This is a genomic window from Amycolatopsis sp. NPDC023774 (genome assembly GCF_040639695.1).
Taxonomy (GTDB): Bacteria; Actinomycetota; Actinomycetes; order Mycobacteriales; family Pseudonocardiaceae; genus Amycolatopsis.
Window position 1 is genome coordinate 410,305 of sequence record NZ_JBFAAJ010000004.1, and the last position, 18,310, is coordinate 428,614.

Here is an 18,310-nt window from a genome sequence, read left to right on the forward strand (position 1 = left end):
GAAGGTGACCACAATGGACCTGCCCCGCTCCCGTGCCGCGAACGAGCGGCTGCACCGGGTGATCCCCGGCGGCGCGCACACCTATGCCAAGGGTGAGGACCAGTACCCCGAGCACCTCGCGCCCGTGATCTCCCACGGCCGCGGCGCGCACGTGTGGGACGTCGACGGCAACGAGTACGTGGAGTACGGCTCGGGCCTGCGGTCGGTGAGCCTCGGGCACGCCCACCCGCGCGTGACCGAAGCCGTGCGCCGCGAGATCGAACGGGGCAGCAACTTCGCGCGTCCGTCCATTGTGGAAGCCGAGGCCGCGGAGCGGTTCCTCGAGAACGTGCCGACCGCGGACATGGTCAAGTTCACCAAGAACGGCTCCGACGCGACGACCGCCGCGGTGCGGCTCGCGCGTGCCGTGACGGGCCGGCCGCTGGTCGCGTTGTGCGCCGACCACGCGTTCTTCTCCACCGACGACTGGTTCATCGGCACCACGGCCATGGCCGCCGGCATCCCCGGCGAGATCACGGACCTGACGGTGCGGTTCCCGTACGGTGACCTCGCGGCGACCGAGGCCTTGCTGCAGCAGCACGACGGGCAGATCGCGTGCCTGATCCTCGAAGCCGCGACGCAGCAGGACCCGCCCGCCGGTTACCTCGCGGGCCTGCGCGACCTCGCCCACCGCTACGGCGCGCTGCTGGTGTTCGACGAGATGATCACCGGCTTCCGCTTCTCCGAGCACGGCGCGCAGGGACTGTTCGGCGTCACGCCGGACCTGTCGACGTTCGGCAAGGCGCTCGGCAACGGCTTCGCCGTGTCGGCGCTGGCGGGCCGCCGCGAGTTCATGGAGCTCGGCGGTCTGCGTGACCCGCGCGACCGCGTGTTCCTCCTGTCCACGACCCACGGCGCCGAGACGCACTCGCTCGCCGCGGCGATGGCCGTGATGGACACGTACGAGGCCGAGGACGTCACCGCCCGGCTGCACGCACTGGGCGCGCGGCTGGCCGCCGGCGTCCGCGAAGTGGCGGCGTCGCACGGCGTGGCCGACCACGTGGTGGTGCGCGGCCGCGACAGCAACCTGGTCTTCGGCACGCTCGACGCGTCCGGCGCACCCTCGCAGGACTACCGGACGTTGTTCCTGCGCCAGCTCGTGACGGGCGGCGTGCTGGGGCCGTCGTTCGTGGTCAGCGCGGCCCTGACCGAGGCGGACATCGACCACACCGTGGAGGTGGTGGCCGGCGCGTGTGTGGTCTACCGCAAGGCGCTGGACGCGGGCGACCTGTCGCCGTGGCTCGGCGGGCGGCCGGTGAAGCCGGTGTTCCGCCGCAAGGCCTGAGCTACTTGACGAGCACCAGGTAGGCGAAGCCCAGCACACGCCGGTACGCGGTGACGTACTCGCGTTCGCGGGTGTCGAGCCACTCGCGCGTCTCGACGGCGCGCGGGTCGTCGGGGTTTGCCAGCAGCCACCGCAGCCGGCCGGCGCGGGAGGTGGACTCGAAGTCGTCCCACTCGCGCTGGTCGGCGGTGCTCAGGTGGAGCACGCGCCAGCCCGTGTCGCGGCAGGCTTCGAGGAGGTCGGGCAGCGGGAGGACCTCGTCGCCGAAGATTTCCTTCGCGGCGGGCGTGGGTTCGGCCGACCAGCAACCTTCGCCGTAGAGCAGGCGGTCGGTGACGCCGGCGAGGGCGGCCAGGGCCTGGCGGGTGCCGCCGAAGGCGTGGGACGCGCCGATGCAGAGCGCGCGGTCGGCGCGGCCCTGCCAGGCGGCGGCGTCCTGTTCGACGAACTCGACCTGGGTGCCGCGTTCCTTCGCCGTGCGGCGGCCGCGTTCGATCGCCACCTCGTCGGTGTCCACGGCGATGCCTCGCGCCGAGGTGCCGTCGACCGCGCGGATCAGCAGCTCATCCCAACCGGCGCCGAGGTCGACGACGGTGCCGTTGGTGACGTCGAGGCGGTCGAGCAGCAAGGCGGCGTGGGTTTCGTCGAGCGGGGCGTTCCAGCGCATGGCGCAGCGGCGGGAGAGGGTGAAGGCGTCGGGCACGGCGACAGCCTCGCTGCCGGGTCGGGCCGGTGTCATGTGGTTTTCACGTCGGGCCGCTCAACGGGCTGACCGGCAACGCGGATGTACCACCAGCGCAGCCAGGATCTGGCAGCGCTGTTGGGGAGTGCGCGACCTCATCGGCGACCTGGTCGGGCACATGATCAGCGGGGCGTTGCAGGTGGTGTTCACGCTCGGGATCGGGCTGACGTGGGTGGTGCAGCAGGTCGTGAACGCGGTCACCAAGACCGCGTCGAAGATCACCGACGTCACGACGAAGCTGAGCAGAAGTTCAACGACATCGCACAGCCGGCCGGTGTGCCGAGCCCGCACGAGAAGTACCTCGACTCCAGTCCGAACGGCAAGCTGGCGGGCCAGGTGATCGAGTCGGCGAAGGAGGAGGGCGTCGATGTGATCGGCATCGGTGGCAACCCAGCGCGTGACCTCGACGGCGACGCCGGGCTGTTCCAGCGTCACGTGGTGTTCAACTCCTCCGGCGCCGAGTCGGTGCAGCGAGGCGCACGGCGAACCGCACCCGTCCAACGGGGAACGGCATGGGCGGCTTTCTGCAGCGGATCGACGGGTCGCCGGACCTGAGCTGATCAGTCCACTTCGGAAATGATCCACCAAGTGCGCAACTTCGCGGAAATGTGTTGTCGGACAAGGGAGATTCACTCGTCGGGGCAGTCGGCGAACTCCATCAGGGAAGTTACGGGTGCGATGGCGGACCGTAGCGTGGGCCCATGGGTAGATCCGTGGCCGTCGTGGTGGGGCTCGTAGTGCTGGCGAGCGGTGTTTTCGGCACCGCCGCCGAAGCGACGGCCTCGGCCGGGCCCGCCGCGGTGTGCGGCACGACGGTGCCGGAGTACGCGTCGGCGCCGTCCGGGGCCGTGGTGGTGGATCCAGCGCACGACAGCGAGCTCGCGCAACGCACGTCGGCCAGCCCGGCGGGCACCACGTTCTGGCTGAAGCCGGGCACGCACACGCTCGGCACCGACCCGTTCGGCCAGGTCCAGCCCAAGGACGGCGACACCTACCTCGGCGCACCGGGGGCGATCCTGGACGGCCGCGGCGTCAACCAGGCCGCGTTCACCGGCCAGGCCAAGGACGTGACGATCCGCGGCCTCACCGTGCGGGGCTTCGCCGCACCGCAGGACCAAGGCGTGGTGAACCACGACTCCGGCACGCACTGGGTCATCGAGGACAGCACCATCGAGGACAACCGCGGCGCCGCCTTGATGGCCGGCGACCGGCAGGAAGTCCGGCGCAGCTGTCTGAAGGACAACGGCCAGTACGGCATGAACGCCTACCGCGCCGGCGACGGCATCACCGGGCTCGTGCTGGCGGGCAACGAAATCACCGGCAACAACACCGACGACTGGGAGACCAAGTCGCCGGGCTGCGGCTGCAGCGGCGGGGTGAAGTTCTGGGCCGTGAACGGCGCCGACATCACTGGCAACTGGGTACACGCCAACCACGGCCCCGGCCTGTGGGCCGACACGAACGACAACGACTTCCTCGTGCGGGACAACGTGATCGAGGACAACGACGCCGAGGCGCTGTTCTACGAGATCAGCCACAACCTCACCGTCAGCGACAATGTGTTCCGCCGCAACGGCCTCGTCGCCGGCCGCGCCCGCGCCGCCATGGGCGACAACTTCCCGGTCGCCACGATCTACCTCTCCGAGTCCGGCGGCGAACCCCGCCTGGGTGCGCGCACGCACCAGATCGACATCGGCGACAACACCTTCGAGGACAACTGGGGCGGCGTCGCGCTGTGGGAGAACGCCGACCGTTTCTGCAACAGCCCGGCCAACACGTCCACGGGCTACTGCACGCCGTTCGCCACGAAGGCCCAGTGCAGCGCGCCGGGCATCGCGCAGAAGCCGCTTTACGTCGACTGCCGCTGGAAGACGCAGAACGTGACGGTGCACGGCAACACGTTCACCTTCGACCCGGCGCACCTGGGCTGCACGCAGTTCTGCGGCCGCATGGCGGTGCTGTCCAACTACGGCAGCTACCCCGACTGGTCTCCGTACCAGGGTGACGTGGTGCAGCAGGCCGTCACCTTCGGCCAGAACAACCACTTCAGCGACAACACGTACTCGGGGCCGTGGATGTTCGTCGCCCACGACACCAGCCGGGTGCTGACGCCGGAGCAGTGGCAGGCGGGGCCGTACGGGCAGGATCAGGGCAGCAAGTTCTGACGCTGTTGGCTCTGCCGCTTCACCGGGTCTACAGCCGTGCGGCGACGCGGTCGATGGCGAACGCCGTGGCCGGGATGACGACGAGCGCCGCCGCGAAGCCGCCGATGGTGTCGGTCGGGTAGTGCGCGCCGAGGCCGACTTCGGCCCAGGCCATCACCGCGCCGCAGAGGAGCGCGAGGGCGAGCGTCCACGTGATGGCGGCGGCGCGGCCCAGGCGATCGGCCAGCACGAACGCGCCGATCAGCGCCAGCGCCGTTGCGAAGGCGGTGTGGCCGCTGGGGTAGGACAGGAAGTGGCCGTGGATGGTGCGGCCGGTGATGGGCTTGAGCAGCGACGTCACGGCGACCGTGAGCCCGCAGCCGACGAGCGTGAGCACGGCCGTGCGGGGGCGGTGGGCGAGCAGCGCGCCGCCGGCGACGAGCACGATCACGATCGCCGAGCCCACCGGTTCACCGACGAAATCGACAGCGGTGGCGAAGTACCACCAGGGATCCGGCAGCAGGTCCGGGCCGGGCAGGAGCGGCGTGTCGAACGCGGTGGGCCGCGACTCCCCCGCGAACAGGACCGCCAGGACCACCAGCACGACCAGGCCGAGGCCGGCGGCGACCAGCATCGGCGTGCGCACGGAGACCGGCAACGCGGGCGGCGCCGCGCGGACGGCGGATCTCATCGAGCGGATCTCAGCAGCTGGGGATTCTTCATCGAGCCGAACGCCCTCTCACCCGCGGAACCCGTCGAGCCGACCGCGGCCGGCACTCCCATCGAACCCGAATCGCCGTCACTTCGGCGTCAAGTGGTGCGGTGGGCGGCGATCGCGGCTTCGTAGCCCTCGACCAACCGGCGGAAACCCACGGACGGGGTGAAGTCCTCGTCGTAGCGCTGGCGGGCGGCGTCGCCCATCTTGCGGTTGCGTTCAGGGTCGGCGAGGACGTCGCGGAGGGCGTCGGCAAGGGCCGAAGCGGAACCGGGCTCGTGAAGGACGCCCGTGACGCCGTCGGAGATCAGTTCTTCGAAGGCGCCGTGCACGGGTGCGACGGTGGGGACGCCGGCGGCCATCGCCTCGACCACGACGAGGCCGAACGCCTCCAGCCACGCCGAAGGGGCCACCACCGCCGCCGCCGAAGCCGTCAACGTCTGACACGAGGCCTTGTCTTGCAGGCCGACGTACGAGACGTCCGAGCGCGAAGCGGCCCACGCCCCCACGTCTTCCGAAAGCGGCCCGGTTCCCGCGACCACCAGCGGCAGTCCCAGCGACCCACCGAGCCGGTCCCACGCCGTCATCAGCAGCGGCACGCCCTTTTCCTCCGTCAGCCGGCCGAGGAACAGCACGTGGGAACCATCGGAAGTCCGCCGAACGCCTGGGTCGGTCACGAAGTTGTGCTTCACCGTCATCCGCGACGCCGGCATCCCCGCGTCCACCAGCAAGCGCCGCTGGGCGTCGGAGATGCAGAAGAAGCGCGTCACGTCGCTGTGCCACCGCGAGCGGTTCAGCAGGAGATTCGCGGCCATCGGCACCGTCGCCGCGGCGGAACCCCGGTAACACCCGTGCCGAACCGCGGGAACGGGCGCGCCGCCGACGCAGTCCGTGCAGATCCGCCCGTCGCGATAGAGCGTGCCGGGCGGGCAGACCATGCCGTAGTTGTGCAGTGTGGCCACGACCGGCACGCGCGCGTCCGCGCAAGCCGCCAGCACCGAAGGCGACAGCAGCGGAAAAGTGTTGTGGATGTGCACCACATCCGGCCGCTCGACCTGGAGCCGAGCCGTCAGCTCAGCTCGCGCCGAACGGTTCCACGGCACCTGCACCGGCACCAACGCCTTGCGCGGCAACGACATCGTCGCGATGTCGTCGCTTTGCCGTTCGAACAACGACACGCGAACGCCGCCGCCGGCCAGCAAAGCCGTCTCCGCCTCGACGACGTTGTTCTCCCCGCTCGGCTGCTCGGAGCGGTAGCGGTTGTGGACCACGAGCACCTTCATGCGGGCTGCCCCTTCGGAATGAACTCTTCGTCGGAAGCGGCCCGCACCGTGCCCTGCGCCAGCAGCGACGCGGCCAGCGCCAGGTGCAGCAGGTACGGCGACGCGTCACCAAGCCCGGCCTCGGTGTAAGACGCGGAAACGCAGTAGGTGATCAGGAAGATCGCACACGCGCGCGCCAGCGACGGCGGCCGCAGCACCGCCACGGCGACCAGCACCAGCAGGAACGCCGCGACGATCGCGATGCCGGTGAATCCCTGCTCGTGGTAGACGGCGAGCCAGCTGTTGTCGATCGGCAGCCCGTCGTAGGACTTGTCGGTGAGCCCGACGCCGAAGATGTACTCGTTGACCGTGCGCGGCGCGGCCAGCAGCGCGTCCCACACCTTCGCGCGGCCGGTGAGGCTGGAGAAGTTCTCCTCACTCTGCCCGCGCAGGAACCACGCCTGCAGCAGACCGCCGAGCACCACCCCGGCGAAGCCCGCCGCCAGCACGAACGTGGTGAACACCTTGCGCGCGCGGGCGTTCGTCATGGCCAGCGACAGCAGGGCGACGACGAGGCCGGCGACGAGACCGAGCGTCGCGGTGCGCGTGTGCGAAAGCAGCAGCAGCCCAAGCGAGGGCACGATCACGATCAACGCGCTCGTCATCGTCGTGCGCTTGCCCAGCCACAGCAGCGCCGCCAGGCCCGCGATCACAGCCGCGTACTGCCCGACCTGAGGCGGCGTCAGCGGCCACACCGCGCCCGCGAGCCGGCCGCCGTAGCTCTCCGGCATGGCTTTGCCCGGCGCGATCACGAGCCCGATCGCCACCGACACCAGCACGGCACCGAACATCTTGATGTGGTGGCGCACGAAGGTGAACCTGCCGTTCCACCACCGCGTGAGCAGCCACAGCGTCGCAAGGAACACCCCGAAACGGAAACAGCGGAACAGCGACCCGAACCCGGCCTCCAGGTGCAGGCTCGCGACGGTGCTCGTGACCAGCAGCAGGGTGAGCAGGAGCAGGTACGCGCTCGGCCGGATCTTCAGTCGCGGGTTCAGCGCCAGCGCGATCACGAACGCGGTCATCAGCGCGCCCATGGTCACCAGCTGGCTCACCGCGCGCGGCAGCGGGATCACGGTCTCCGCGCCGGTCGAGCCGAGCGTGTTGAGGATCAGCAGCGCCCACGCGGCGCCGACGAGCTTCGGCGTTGGCTCGCCCGTCTCCGCCGCCGTCGGTTGCCGGATGCTGGTCAGCAGTGGCGTTTTGACCTGGGGCATCGGTCAGCCTCCTCCGCCGCGCTCGTACGTCGTGCGCGCGTCCTGGTTGTACGGCGCGCACTCCCACTCGCCGATGCCGAGGACGTGGCTCATGTCGGTGGCGATGAACGTCCACGGCCCGACGTACGCGTTGTCGTGCCAGGTGTTGCCCTGCCCGAAGGTGATCGCGTTCTGCACCACGTCACCCTTGTACGGCGACCAGTCCGGATAGGTGCCGAAGTTCGACAGCAGGCCCATGCGCCCGCACGTCTCCTCGCAGCCGATCGCCGAGGGCACCAGCGAGAAGCGGTTGTTGTGCACGTCCACGCGCTGGGTCTTCCAGCGGCAGTCGTCGTAGAGCGGCTTCTGCGCGATCGCCGGCGCCGCGCACTTGGCCGTGTCGGGCTGGAGCCTCGTGCAGACACCGCTGGAGGTGTTGGCCGGGCTGTTGCAGAAGCGGTCCGCGTTCTCCCACAGAGTGATGCCGTTCCAGTTGTTCTCGAACACGTTGCCGTAGATCTCGAGCTTCGACGTGCGGGCCTTCACTCGCGGTTCGCCACCGGACTCGGAGAGGTAGATCGTCGCGGTCGGGAACGAGTCACCGCGGTCGGCGTAGTCGCGGCCGTCCACGAGGTTGTTGCGCCGGATCGTGTTGTTGCGGATCACGGCGTTGTAGCTGGTCTCGTAGATGATCGCCGCGCTGTCGTTGTTCTCGATGAGGTTGCCCTCGATGAGGAAGTCGTTGTCGTTCGTGTCAGCCCACAGGCCGGTGCCGCGGTTGTCGTGCACCCAGTTGCCGGTCACGTCGGCGCCGTTGACGGCCCAGAACTTGATGCCGCCGGTGCAGCCGCAGCCGTCGATCTTCTTCTCCCAGTCACCGGTGTTGTTGCCGGTGATCTCGTTGCCGCGCACCACCAGTCCAGTGATGTCGTCGCCGGCGGAGAAGGCGTTCATGCCGTACTGGCCGTTGCGGCGCAGGCAATTGTCGAGCACCTGCTGCTTGTTGCCGGCCATCAGGGCCGCGCCGTCGTTGTCCTGCAGGGTGGTGTGCTGGATGACCCAGCCATCGCCGGAGTCGTGGTTCACCACGCCCTCGTCGCGCGGAGCGACGAAGTTCTGCACGGTGAGGTTGGTGATCTTCACGTTCTTGGCGTGGCCGGTGAACGCGTACTGGTTGAGCTTGCGGCCGTCGAGCACCGCGCCCGGGCCGCCGATGAAGACGTCGCCGTCCTTGGGCTGGACCTGGTCGAACCGGTCGTCACCGAGATGGTGGCTGCCCGGCGCGAGCCAGAACGTGGTGCGCGCCGCGGCGCCCCGTACCTGCGCCGCGAGGTCGTCGGCCGGCGTCACGGTCACCGCACCCGCGGGGGCGGTGGCCGGGCCGGGCGGCATCTTGTCGCACACCGCAGCCACCGGCCCGGACGGCGCCGCCGACGTCGCCGCGGCCTGGCTCGACGCGGCGTCGTCGTCGGGCACGCTCGTGCACCCGGCGAGGACGAGCGGGCACAGCAGACCCAGGAACAGCACCAGCCTGCTGGTCGATCGCACCGGGTGGATCCTCTCGAAGTCAGGGAAAACGCAGGATCGTCGTCAACGGCGTCGTGACGAAGCCAGTGCCGACGAGCGTGTTGGCCGGTTCCCGGCGGCCGAAGCCGGCCGAATACCAGCCGAGCGGCGGATTCTCCTCGCCGCGGTGCGCGGTCCACGTGAGCTCGGGCGGCAGCTCCATGGTCGCCGTGTTGCCGAGGTCGCGTCCGAACAACAGCCAGCTCAGCTGCGCCGTGCTGCCGCTCAGGTCGACGGTCACCGTGGGGCCGAGGTGGAACGTGAGCTTCGCCGGCAGCGTGGTGTCGCCGAGCACCTCGTCGACCACGGTCAGCGTGCGTCCGTCCAGCTCGACGCACCGCTGGTGCCGCGCGGCGCCGTAGCCGTCGTGCTCGGCGCGCCACCGCGTGGGCCCCACGGCGAGCGTGCGGGTCTGCGCGTGGCGGGTCCACAGGAACGGCCCGCCCGAGGTCGACTGGTCGGTACCGCCGAGCTGCAGCGTGTTGTGACCGAGGGTCGAGCGGAAGTACGACCGCCACTCGGGTTCACCGTGGTAGCAGTAGGTGCCCGGGTCGGCGAGGATTTCGACGCCGAGGTAGCGCACCTCGATCGAAAGCGCGTCGGCGTGCGCGTGCGCTGCGATGGACAGGAACCCGTGCGGGCCGCTGTCGCACCGGCACCAGATCTCGGGCGCACCGGGTTCGCTGCGCAGGATCGTCATGCCCGCGTCGAACAGGTCGTGCGGACGCTGCGGCGGGCGCGGATCCGTCAGCTCCGGCACTCGCCCGCGCAGAGTGGTGAACAGCGCTGTGCGGACGTCGCCGCGCGGCAGCTTCGGCCACCACTCACACCGGCCGAACAGGGCATCGCCCGTGGCGAGCAGGGAAGTCCACCGGTTCGTGCCGGGTCCGTCCACGACCAAGCCGTAACCGTCGTCGGCGTCGCCCTGGCGCGGCGGCTGCCCGCCACCGTCCACAATGGCTGCCAGTGCGTCGCACATCCGGCGCAGGACGAGCCAGGTCGACTCGGGCACGAGCGGGCCGGCTTCGAGCGCGGCCGCGAGACCCAGCTCCAGTACCAAGCCGTGGTACTCCGTGGCGAGCTCGCGGTTGAGGCCGGACGCGAACGTGTTGGCTTGCAGTTGCGTGTCCAGCGAGCGCAGGGCCGCTCCGCGCCAGGCCTCCGACTCCGGGAACCAGTCGAACGCGCACGCGGCCGCCAGCTGTCCGGCTTCCTCGGCGATCACGTGGTTGTTCGCGGACGAACCCCGGCTCGGGAACGCCGCGAGCCAGCGCTGGTGGTGCCAGATCTGGTGCAGTGCCTCGGGGTTGTCCTCGAACAGGCCGGACGCGCCGGACCAGCCGTCGAGCAGCCTCCGCACCCACACCCACGACAGGAGCCGGATGCCGAGCTCGATGCCGCTCACCCAGTGCACGCCGCGCATCGGCGGATTGGCCGCCCACCAGGACTTCAGGTGGTCGGCCACGCGGTGGGCATAGCGGTCCTCGCCAGTCAGCGCGTACGCGGCCGCCAGCACGGTGAGGTGCTGGTGGCGCGAGGGCTCCCAGATCTGCTTGATGTCGCCGACCGCGTCCTCGTCGCGGTAAGCGATGTCGAACGAATACGCGTCGGCTGGCGCGCGCCGTCCGGTCTTGGGGTCGAAGGACCAGTCGGGCGCCACGAGATCGGTGCGCTCGACGCCGAAGTACTCGGCGTGTCCGTCCATCAGCCGGTCGGCGGCGTCCAGGAGGTCGTGCCTCCGGTAGTCGCTCACCTCGGGACGCGGCGCGGGCAGCGCCGGGAACATGCGGTGCGGCAACCACTCCGCCTTCTGTTTCGCGACCCCACGCCACTGCTGCTTGCGCAGCACGTCCGTGGCGCGCCCGGCGACCTCGGCCGGGCTCATGGCCGAGAGTCTTCGCAGGTACCAGGCGGGATCCATCAGCCGAGCACCTCTTTCGGCTCCAGCCGCACCGGCGCGCCGGTCTCCAGGCTGCGGTTCACGGCCAGCGTGGCCAGCGTGGTGCTCACCAGCGACTCGACACCGATCGGCATCGCGACGCCGGTGGTCAGAGCCGTCACGAACGCTTCGATCTCGGCCTTCTGGCCCTTGTCGCGGCCCTTCGGGATGCGCGAGCTGGCCCAGCGCTTCTTGCCGTACACCGAGGCGCGCGCGAAGTCGTCGAACTTCAGCACCTTGCCGTCGGCCAGCACCTCCAGCGTCTCCTTCTGGAACGACGTGGAACCGCTGGTCACGTAGCTGATGGCGGCGGTCGAGCCGTCGGCGTAGCGCAGCAGCACCTGCAGGTCGTCGTTGCCCGGCGTCGCGGTGGCGTAGACGGAGATCGGGTCGCTGCCGAGGAACCAGCTCACCGTGTCGATGAAGTGACCGCCCTCGCCGGCGAACCGGGAGCCCTCGGAGCCGGCCTGGTTGTACCAGCTGGTGGACTCCAGGCGGCCCGCGTTCACGAGGTAGCGCACCGAAGCCGGACCGAGGCGCGGCCCGAACTGCACCTTGGCCTCGTTGAGCAGCGGCGCGAACCGGCGGTTGAAGCCCACCTGCAGCCGGCTGTTGCCCGACTCCTCGATGGCCTCGACGATCCCGCGCAGCTCCTTTTCCGACAGCGCGAGCGGCTTTTCCACGAACACGGCCTTGCCCGCGAGCAACGCGCGGCGCGTGAGCTCGGCGTGGGAGCTGTGGCGCGTCACCACGAACACCGTGTCCACCGACTCGTCGGCGAGCAGCGCGTCGAGGTCCGTGGTGGCCTTGGCGAAGCCGAACTTGCGCTTGGCGTTGGCGCCCGAGAGCGCCGACGTGGTGACCACTTCGGACAATGCCACGCGGTCGTGAGTCACCAGGTGCGGGAGCAGCATCGATGACGCGTAGTTGCCGGCACCCACGAACCCGACGCGCAGCCGTCCGCGCGGGGTCGCCCGCGTGCTCAACGCGGCGGGCGGCGCGACCGACGACACCACCGGCCCCGCTTCGCCCTCCGGACCGGCCGGGTACTGGAACAGCACCGCGACAGCCTTGAGCTCACCGTCCTGCAGCGACTTGTACGTCTCCACCGCGGTCGAGAAGTCGGCGGTGTGCGTGATCAGCGGCTCGACATCCAGCTTGTCGCGCGCGGCCAGGTCGAGGAAGCACTCGATGTTCCGGCGCTCGGTCCAGCGCACGTAGCCGATCGGGTAGTCGCGGCCCTCGAGCTCGTACTCGGGGTCGTAGCGACCCGGCCCGTACGAACGCGAGAAGCGGACGTCGAGCTCCTTCTCGTAGTAGGCGTTCCACGGCAGGTTGAGCGAGATCTTGCCGATGTCCACCACGCGGCCGCGGTCGCGCGCGAGCCGCGCGGCCAGCTCCACCGGGTCGTTCGAGGCGCCGCCGGCGGCGAGATAGACCTGGTCCACGCCGTGGCCGCCGGACAGCTCCACGACGGCGTTGTCGACCGTGCCCGAGCCCGGGTGCGCACAGGTCAGCGCGCCGAGCCGTTCGGCCAGCTCGCACCGCGACGGGTCCGGGTCCACCCCGACCACGCGCACGCCGGAGGCGACCAGCAGCTGCACCACGAGCTGCCCGATCAGGCCGAGGCCGATCACCAAAGCCAGGTCACCGAGCTGAGGCTCGCCGCGGCGCAAGCCCTGCATCGCGATCGACCCGACCGTGCCGAACGCCGCGTGTCGCGGTTCGAGCCCAGCGGGCACGCGCGCGTAGAGGTTCTTGGGTACCCAGTTGAGCTCGGAGTGCAGCGCGTGCTCGTTGCCGGCGCACGCCACGACGTCGCCCACCGCGACGTCGTCGATCCCCGCGCCGACCTCCACCACCACTCCGGAGAGCGAGTAGCCCAGCGGCGTGTAGGAGTCGAGCTTGCTGGTGACCTTGCGGTAGGTGGCGGCGAGGCCGTTGGTGGCCACGCTCTGCATCACCTTCGCGACCTGGTCCGGCCGCGAACGCGCCTTGCCGATCATCGACATGCTCGCTTCGGACACCTTCATCATCTCGGTGCCGGTCGAGATCAGCGAGTATCCCGTGCGCACGAGCACGCCGCCCGGCTTGCACGCCGGGGCGGGGACGTCGAGGAGGGCCAGCTCCCCGCTCTTGTAGTTCTGCACTACCTGCTTCACAGCACTCCTAGCTGCTCGGAATAGTCGTCGAAGAAGCGGCGCGGTACCAGTACTCGAGGGTCAACACGTGCCAGAGGTGCTTCGCGCGGTCCTGCTGCCCGGCCGCGTCCTCGGCCACGAGCTTCCGCAGCGCATCGCGGCGCAGGAACCCGGATTCGACGAGCACGCCCTCGTTCACGACCTCCCGCACCAGCGGGGCCAGGTCGCGGCTCATCCAGGCCCGCAGCGGCGCGCTGAAGAGACCCTTCGGGCGGTAGACGATCTCCTTCGGCAGGATCGCCAGCGCGGCTTCCTTGAGCGCCGCCTTGCCCTGGCGGCCGACGATCTTCTTGTTCCCCGGCACCCGAAACGCCGCCTTGACCACCTCGACGTCGACGAACGGCGTGCGCACCTCGGTGGAGGCGGCCATCGTCGAGCGGTCGGTGTAGGTGAGGTTGAGGCCGGGCAGGAACATGCGCGTGTCGGCCAGGCACATGCGGTTGACGTAGTCACTCAGCGCCTGGTCGTGGTAGGTGTCCGCGTGTTCGGTGAGCACGTCGTCGACGTCGGCGGCCAGATCCGGGTTCACGAGGTCGAGCAGCTCGCCGCGGTCGTACATCGTGTAGCTGCGCCGGAACGCCGTCTCCTCCGGCAGCTCCGCGAACGACAGAAACCGCTTGGCGAAACGCACCGTGCGGTAGCCGCGGCTGGCGGAGGCGACGGGCAGGCGGTCCACCACCGTCTCGATCGGCTTGCGCACCAGACCCGGAACGCGTTGGTAGCGCAGGGCGAGCTGGTTCGCGTAGTGCTTGCGGTAGCCGGCGAACATCTCGTCGGCGCCCATGCCGGACAGCAGCACCTTCACGCCGGCTTCGCGCGCGGCCGAGCAGATGAGGAACGAGTTGATGGCCGCGGGGTCGCCGATGGGCTCGTCGAGGTGGTAGGTCATGCGCGGCAACAGGTCGAGCACCTGCGGCGCGATCTCGATCTCATGGAGGTCGACGCCGAACTGCTGCGCGACTATCCGCGCGTACTTCAGGTCGTCCGGCATCGCCTCGAACTTGGCGTCCTCGGCGCGGAAACCGATGGTGTAAGCGGAAATCCCGGGCTGCTGCCGCGCGGCGAGCGCGGTGAGGTAGCTCGAGTCGAGACCACCGGAGAGGAACGTGGCGACCGGGACGTCGGAGAGCAGGTGCTTACTCGTGGAGTCGGCGATCACCTGGTGGAGGTCGACGTCACCGCGGTAGGCCTCGCCCTCCTCGGCGACCTGGCGCAGCGACCAGTACGCGCCGCGCTCGCTCGTGCCGTCGGGACGGAAGCGCACCCACGTGCCGGGCTGCAGCTTGTCGACCTCGCGGTACGCGCAGCGGCTGTCGGGCACCCAGTAGTACAGCAGCGACGCGATGAGTGCCGCTTGGTCGACTTCCAGCGTGCCGCCGAGCTCGGTGGCCAGCGCCTTGAGCTCCGAGGAGAACGCGACGCCACCGCCTCGCCGCACGAAGAACAGCGGCTTGATGCCCAGCTGGTCGCGCACCAGCGTGAGCTCACCGGTGCGCTCGTCGAAGACGCCGAACGCGAACATCCCGCGCAGGCGCGGCAGACAGCCGACCCCCCACTCGCGCCACGCGCGCAGCAGCACCTCGGTGTCGGACGTGCCGCGGAACCGCACGCCCTTGCCTTCGAGCTCCGCGCGCAGCTCCGGGGCGTTGTAGAGCTCACCGTTGTACGTCAGCGCGAGCCCCTCGGCCACCATCGGCTGCGCGCCCGTCTCGGACAGGTCGACGATCGACAGCCTGCGGTGTCCGAAGTGGACTTCTCCGGCGCCGGCCCGGTGGTCGTAGCGTCCCGAACCGTCGGGTCCTCGGTGCGCGAGGCACTTCGTGAGCCGATCCGTGAGCGGGCCGCCGTCCGGCCAGTGGTAGGCACCTGCGATGCCGCACATGTGCGTGACCCTCTCTAGCTTTCCGGACCGGACTGGACGGGCGCGAAGTTCTTGGTCGGCATCTCGGAGTTGCCGGGTTCGGACTTGCGCTGTTCCGGCGCGCGCTCCTCGGGGTTGCGCGGCACCGGGCTCAGCCGGCGCGTCGGCGCGTCGAGGTGGCCGTTGGTCTCGACGGGCGTCGCGGGCTTGGCCGGTTCGACGACCGGGGCTTCGATCGTCGTGTCGTTCACATCGTGCTCGACCGGCCAGTCGATCGGCTTCTCCGGCTCCTGCTCCACGAACTTCCGCAGCGGCTCGGCCGGCTTCTCCCCGCCCGCACCCAATGCGGCGTTCGGTGCGTTGAGCGCACCCAATGCCGCATTGGGGCGCTCCACCTGCTTGGCCGCGACCACGGACGCCCGCCCGCGCAACGCGGTGTGCAGGCCGTCCCACAGCGTCCCGTCGGTCTGGTCCTTCGGGTCCGGATCGACGAGCACCACGCCCAGGATCGGGATGCCGCAGTCGGCGAGCTGCCGGGCCACGGTGTGCAGCCACAGCGTGTTCGCGTACCCCGAGCGCACGACCAGCACCGTCTCCGTGCCGAGGTACGCCAGGTCCGTCCACGCCGTGCCGGGCGCGACCGTGCCGACGCCGAGCCGGTAGACCGCGCGCTTGCTCGACGGGTCGCCGACCTCGACCACCTTCACGTCGCCGGCCACGGTCAGGCGCTTCGCGTCGTGGCCCGGCAGGTCGTCGATCACCACGACCGGCCCGTCCTCGGCCAGCTCCGCCGCCATGTCCAGTGCGAGCCCCGCGGCCACGCCGGGCGCGCCGAGTTCCAGCAACGACAGCGGCCCGCGTTCGGCCCGGGCCGCCCGCACCAGCGTCACGGCCACGCGCTTGCGTTCGACCACCGGCTTCGACTTGGCCCACAACCGCTTCGGCCCGCGCAGCTTCGACGGCAGCTGCGCGATCACCGACGCGCCGAGGTGCTCGGAGACCTCGCGCCGCAGCACCGGCCGGTCGCGCACGAGCGCGGTGACCATCGCCAGGGCCAGCCCGAGGGCGAGCCCCAGCGCGAAGCCGATCGCACCGTTGGTGGCGGCGGTCTTGAGCAGCGACACCTTCTGGATCGCCGGCGCGTCCACGATCTGCGTGCCCGCAGCCACCTGCGGCGTGCCGATGCCCGCCTGCTGTGCCTGGTTCTGCAAGTCGGCGATCTTCGACACGAGGTCCGCGCGCTGGGTGTACAGCTGCTCCAACGTGCCGGCGTTGGCCCGGCTGCCCTTGTCCGCCTCGGTGGCGGCCTGCGAGTCGATCTGCGCGAGCTGCTGCTGCGCCTGCGTGCGCTGGTCGAGCAGCGCCTTGGCCTGCGCGGTCGCGGCGGCCTGGTTGCGCTGCACGTGGTCGGCGATGAAGACGTCCGCCAGCGCCTGGGCCTTCGCGAGCGCGTCTTCCTTGGTCTTGGCCGTGACCGTCACCTGCATGACGTTGTTGGTCAGGCCGAGGCCGGTGTAGTCCTTCAGGAAGTCTTCGGTCGCCTCGGTGCTGTGCACCTTCTTCAACGCGGCCGACGCGATCTTGGCGGTTTCCAGCACGGCGACGTCGGTGCGCATCAGCGTGCCGCTGTCGGTCGGTGAGTCGTCCGGGTGGACCACGATGATCTTGGTGATCGCGGTCGGCGGGGCCGGCAGCAACACGGCCACCGCGCCACCGATCACCAGGCCCAGCAACGCGAAGGTGATCCACAGCCGGCGGTGCCGGCGCACGGCGACGACGAGCCGCTGGAAGTCGATCAGTGGCGGCGAGGAGCTCTGCGAACCGGTCACGACGAACCTGCCATCACGTCACGGTCCACCGGGACCTGGGGTGGATTCGCCGCGGCGGGAACTCTCCGCGGTTTCCCGGTGACGCGGACCGGACGCGTGAGGACGGCGCCGAGCACCTCGTGGCCCGCGTCGGCGCACGCCTCGGCGATCGCCACGAGCTCCCACGCGCTGCGGCTGCCGACCGAGAGCACCACGAGCACCCCGGCGGTGCCGTCGGGCACGGTCGGCTGCACGCCGGAGCCCACGGTGACCTCCGTGATCGTCACCCGCACCCGCACCCGCTCGGTCTCGGCGACCTTCACGAACTGCGTCGCCGCGCGCCGCGCCGCGCTGTCACCCGCGGCGACGAGCACGAGCAGCCGCAACACGCCGTCACGGTCGGTGCCCAGCCGGGCGAACACCCGGCGGTACCGCACCTCGCGGCTGGACTCGTCGGCCGAAGCCGGCACCTCCGGCAGGTTCCACGGCTTGTCGCTGCCCGTGATCCGACGCAGCACGCCGCGGAAGCCGGCGGTGCGCTCAGGCTCGCCGGTCTCCGGCACGTCGACGCTCGCCAGCACCGGCGCACCCAGCGCCGAGCCGATCTCCGTCTCGCTGCGCGGCCGGCGGTCGCTGCGGGCCCCGAAGAGGTAACTGAGCAGACCGATGAGGAAGAACAGGATCGCGCCACCCCCGGCGAGCTGCGGCAGCGTAGGCGCCGCTTGCGAGGTCGGCTTCTCCGACGGCCCCATCACGACCATGTTCCCGGCGCCCGTGGCCGCGTCGGCCGCGTTGAGGTTGTTCATCGCCTGCTCCAGCGAGGTGCGCAGGCCCTGCAGCTCCGTGCGGACCTGCACGCCTTCCACCGTCTGGCCGTCCGTGACCGAACGCGAGAGGTCGAGGATGCGCTGGTTGGTCTGCGCCACCTGCTGGCGCAACGCCTCCCGCTGCTCCTGCGCGAGCTGTGCCGACGTGTCGGCCGAGTTCGCCAGCAGCTGCGTGGAGTACTTCACGAACTCCTTGGCCACCTGATCGGCCAGCTGCTGCGCGTGCTCCGGGCTGTCGCCCGACGCGGTGATCGCCACGACGTTGCCCTGCGCCACCGAGGCCGTGACCTTCTTCTGCAGGTCCGGACCGGCCTCGCGCATGCCGAGCGCTGCGGCCGCGCGGTCCAGGACCACCGAGCTGGTGGCCACCTGGGCCTGCGTCAGCAGCTCGTCGGCCTGGCGCGGGCCCTGCAGCAGCACGCTCGCCGTGGTTTCGTACCCGGGCGAAAGCACGACCGAAGCCCCCGCACCGACGCCCGCCCCCACGACCACCAGGATCAGCAGCGCCCTCCAGCGCCTGCGCAGAACCTGTCCCACCATCGAAAGCCGTACCGTGTCGTCACTCAAAACCGGGGTCTCCCCTCCGAAAGTGGCGTACCGGTCACTGACCCCGTCGTCGCGCTGGAGGCGTTGGTTACACCGAACGCACGAACCTTGTTCAAACC

General features: G+C 70.4%; 13 protein-coding genes. 2 read left to right on the top strand and 11 right to left on the bottom strand.

What is annotated here, in order from left to right; all coding sequences use genetic code 11:
• The first annotated feature begins 13 nt into the window (after window positions 1-13).
• Window positions 14-1,324, top strand: a complete 1,311-nt coding sequence (locus tag AB0F91_RS14285; RefSeq protein WP_360597645.1) for a glutamate-1-semialdehyde 2,1-aminomutase — start codon at window positions 14-16, stop codon at window positions 1,322-1,324.
• 1 nt (window position 1,325) lies between these two features.
• On the opposite strand, the gene AB0F91_RS14290 is transcribed toward AB0F91_RS14285, so the two are convergent.
• Together AB0F91_RS14290 and AB0F91_RS14295 are read right to left on the bottom strand one after the other, a co-directional pair.
• Window positions 1,326-2,063 carry a class I SAM-dependent methyltransferase gene (locus AB0F91_RS14290; protein ID WP_360597647.1) on the bottom strand — a complete coding sequence of 246 codons (738 nt, stop codon included), beginning with the start codon at window positions 2,061-2,063 and terminating at the stop codon, window positions 1,326-1,328.
• Between the two features lie 21 nt (window positions 2,064-2,084).
• Entirely contained in the window at window positions 2,085-2,501 is a 417-nt protein-coding gene (locus AB0F91_RS14295; protein WP_360597648.1) for a hypothetical protein, read from the bottom strand.
• A 266-nt stretch (window positions 2,502-2,767) separates the two neighbouring features.
• On the opposite strand from AB0F91_RS14295, the gene AB0F91_RS14300 reads away from it, so the two are divergent.
• On the top strand, window positions 2,768-4,231 hold the full coding sequence (locus tag AB0F91_RS14300; protein ID WP_360597650.1) for a right-handed parallel beta-helix repeat-containing protein: 1,464 nt from the start codon (window positions 2,768-2,770) through the stop codon (window positions 4,229-4,231).
• Window positions 4,232-4,259: 28 nt separating this feature from the next.
• Here AB0F91_RS14300 and AB0F91_RS14305 read toward each other — a convergent pair whose 3' ends face one another.
• From AB0F91_RS14305 to AB0F91_RS14345, 9 genes are all read right to left on the bottom strand, one after another.
• Entirely contained in the window at window positions 4,260-4,901 is a 642-nt protein-coding gene (locus AB0F91_RS14305) for a phosphatase PAP2 family protein (protein ID WP_360597651.1), read from the bottom strand.
• Between the two features lie 119 nt (window positions 4,902-5,020).
• Window positions 5,021-6,208, bottom strand: a complete 1,188-nt coding sequence (locus AB0F91_RS14310) for a glycosyltransferase family 4 protein (RefSeq protein WP_360597652.1) — start codon at window positions 6,206-6,208, stop codon at window positions 5,021-5,023.
• Window positions 6,205-7,464, bottom strand: coding sequence for an O-antigen ligase domain-containing protein (locus AB0F91_RS14315; RefSeq protein WP_360597653.1), 1,260 nt, complete (start codon window positions 7,462-7,464; stop codon window positions 6,205-6,207). Before AB0F91_RS14315 ends, AB0F91_RS14310 begins: the two co-directional genes overlap by 4 nt.
• A gap of 3 nt (window positions 7,465-7,467) precedes the next feature.
• Window positions 7,468-8,835, bottom strand: a complete 1,368-nt coding sequence (locus tag AB0F91_RS14320; RefSeq protein WP_360597842.1) for a right-handed parallel beta-helix repeat-containing protein — start codon at window positions 8,833-8,835, stop codon at window positions 7,468-7,470.
• Window positions 8,836-9,010: 175 nt separating this feature from the next.
• Window positions 9,011-10,930 (bottom strand): alginate lyase family protein, encoded by a 1,920-nt coding sequence (locus AB0F91_RS14325; RefSeq protein WP_360597655.1) that lies wholly within the window; start codon window positions 10,928-10,930, stop codon window positions 9,011-9,013.
• A complete protein-coding gene (locus AB0F91_RS14330; protein ID WP_360597657.1) occupies window positions 10,930-13,110 on the bottom strand; it encodes a bi-domain-containing oxidoreductase in 2,181 nt (726 codons plus the stop codon). The genes AB0F91_RS14325 and AB0F91_RS14330 overlap by 1 nt, the downstream gene beginning before the upstream one ends.
• A gap of 7 nt (window positions 13,111-13,117) precedes the next feature.
• Window positions 13,118-15,031 (bottom strand): asparagine synthase (glutamine-hydrolyzing), encoded by a 1,914-nt coding sequence (gene asnB, locus AB0F91_RS14335; protein ID WP_360597658.1) that lies wholly within the window; start codon window positions 15,029-15,031, stop codon window positions 13,118-13,120.
• A 14-nt stretch (window positions 15,032-15,045) separates the two neighbouring features.
• Window positions 15,046-16,839 (bottom strand): Wzz/FepE/Etk N-terminal domain-containing protein, encoded by a 1,794-nt coding sequence (locus AB0F91_RS14340; RefSeq protein ID WP_360597659.1) that lies wholly within the window; start codon window positions 16,837-16,839, stop codon window positions 15,046-15,048.
• Window positions 16,836-18,185 (bottom strand): exopolysaccharide biosynthesis protein, encoded by a 1,350-nt coding sequence (locus tag AB0F91_RS14345; RefSeq protein ID WP_360597661.1) that lies wholly within the window; start codon window positions 18,183-18,185, stop codon window positions 16,836-16,838. Before AB0F91_RS14345 ends, AB0F91_RS14340 begins: the two co-directional genes overlap by 4 nt.
• Window positions 18,186-18,310: the final 125 nt, after the last annotated feature.

What these genes read in the sequence shown, in the direction of transcription:
- AB0F91_RS14285 (WP_360597645.1), top strand. Translation starts at nt 14, where the DNA reads ATGGACCTGCCCCGCTCCCGTGCCGCGAACGAGCGGCTGCACCGGGTG.
- AB0F91_RS14290 (WP_360597647.1), bottom strand. Translation starts at nt 2,063, where the DNA reads ATGACACCGGCCCGACCCGGCAGCGAGGCTGTCGCCGTGCCCGACGCC.
- AB0F91_RS14300 (WP_360597650.1), top strand. Translation starts at nt 2,768, where the DNA reads ATGGGTAGATCCGTGGCCGTCGTGGTGGGGCTCGTAGTGCTGGCGAGC.
- AB0F91_RS14305 (WP_360597651.1), bottom strand. Translation starts at nt 4,901, where the DNA reads ATGAGATCCGCCGTCCGCGCGGCGCCGCCCGCGTTGCCGGTCTCCGTG.
- AB0F91_RS14310 (WP_360597652.1), bottom strand. Translation starts at nt 6,208, where the DNA reads ATGAAGGTGCTCGTGGTCCACAACCGCTACCGCTCCGAGCAGCCGAGC.
- AB0F91_RS14315 (WP_360597653.1), bottom strand. Translation starts at nt 7,464, where the DNA reads ATGCCCCAGGTCAAAACGCCACTGCTGACCAGCATCCGGCAACCGACG.
- AB0F91_RS14320 (WP_360597842.1), bottom strand. Translation starts at nt 8,835, where the DNA reads ATGCCGCCCGGCCCGGCCACCGCCCCCGCGGGTGCGGTGACCGTGACG.
- AB0F91_RS14325 (WP_360597655.1), bottom strand. Translation starts at nt 10,930, where the DNA reads ATGGATCCCGCCTGGTACCTGCGAAGACTCTCGGCCATGAGCCCGGCC.
- asnB (WP_360597658.1), bottom strand. Translation starts at nt 15,031, where the DNA reads ATGTGCGGCATCGCAGGTGCCTACCACTGGCCGGACGGCGGCCCGCTC.
- AB0F91_RS14345 (WP_360597661.1), bottom strand. Translation starts at nt 18,185, where the DNA reads ATGGTGGGACAGGTTCTGCGCAGGCGCTGGAGGGCGCTGCTGATCCTG.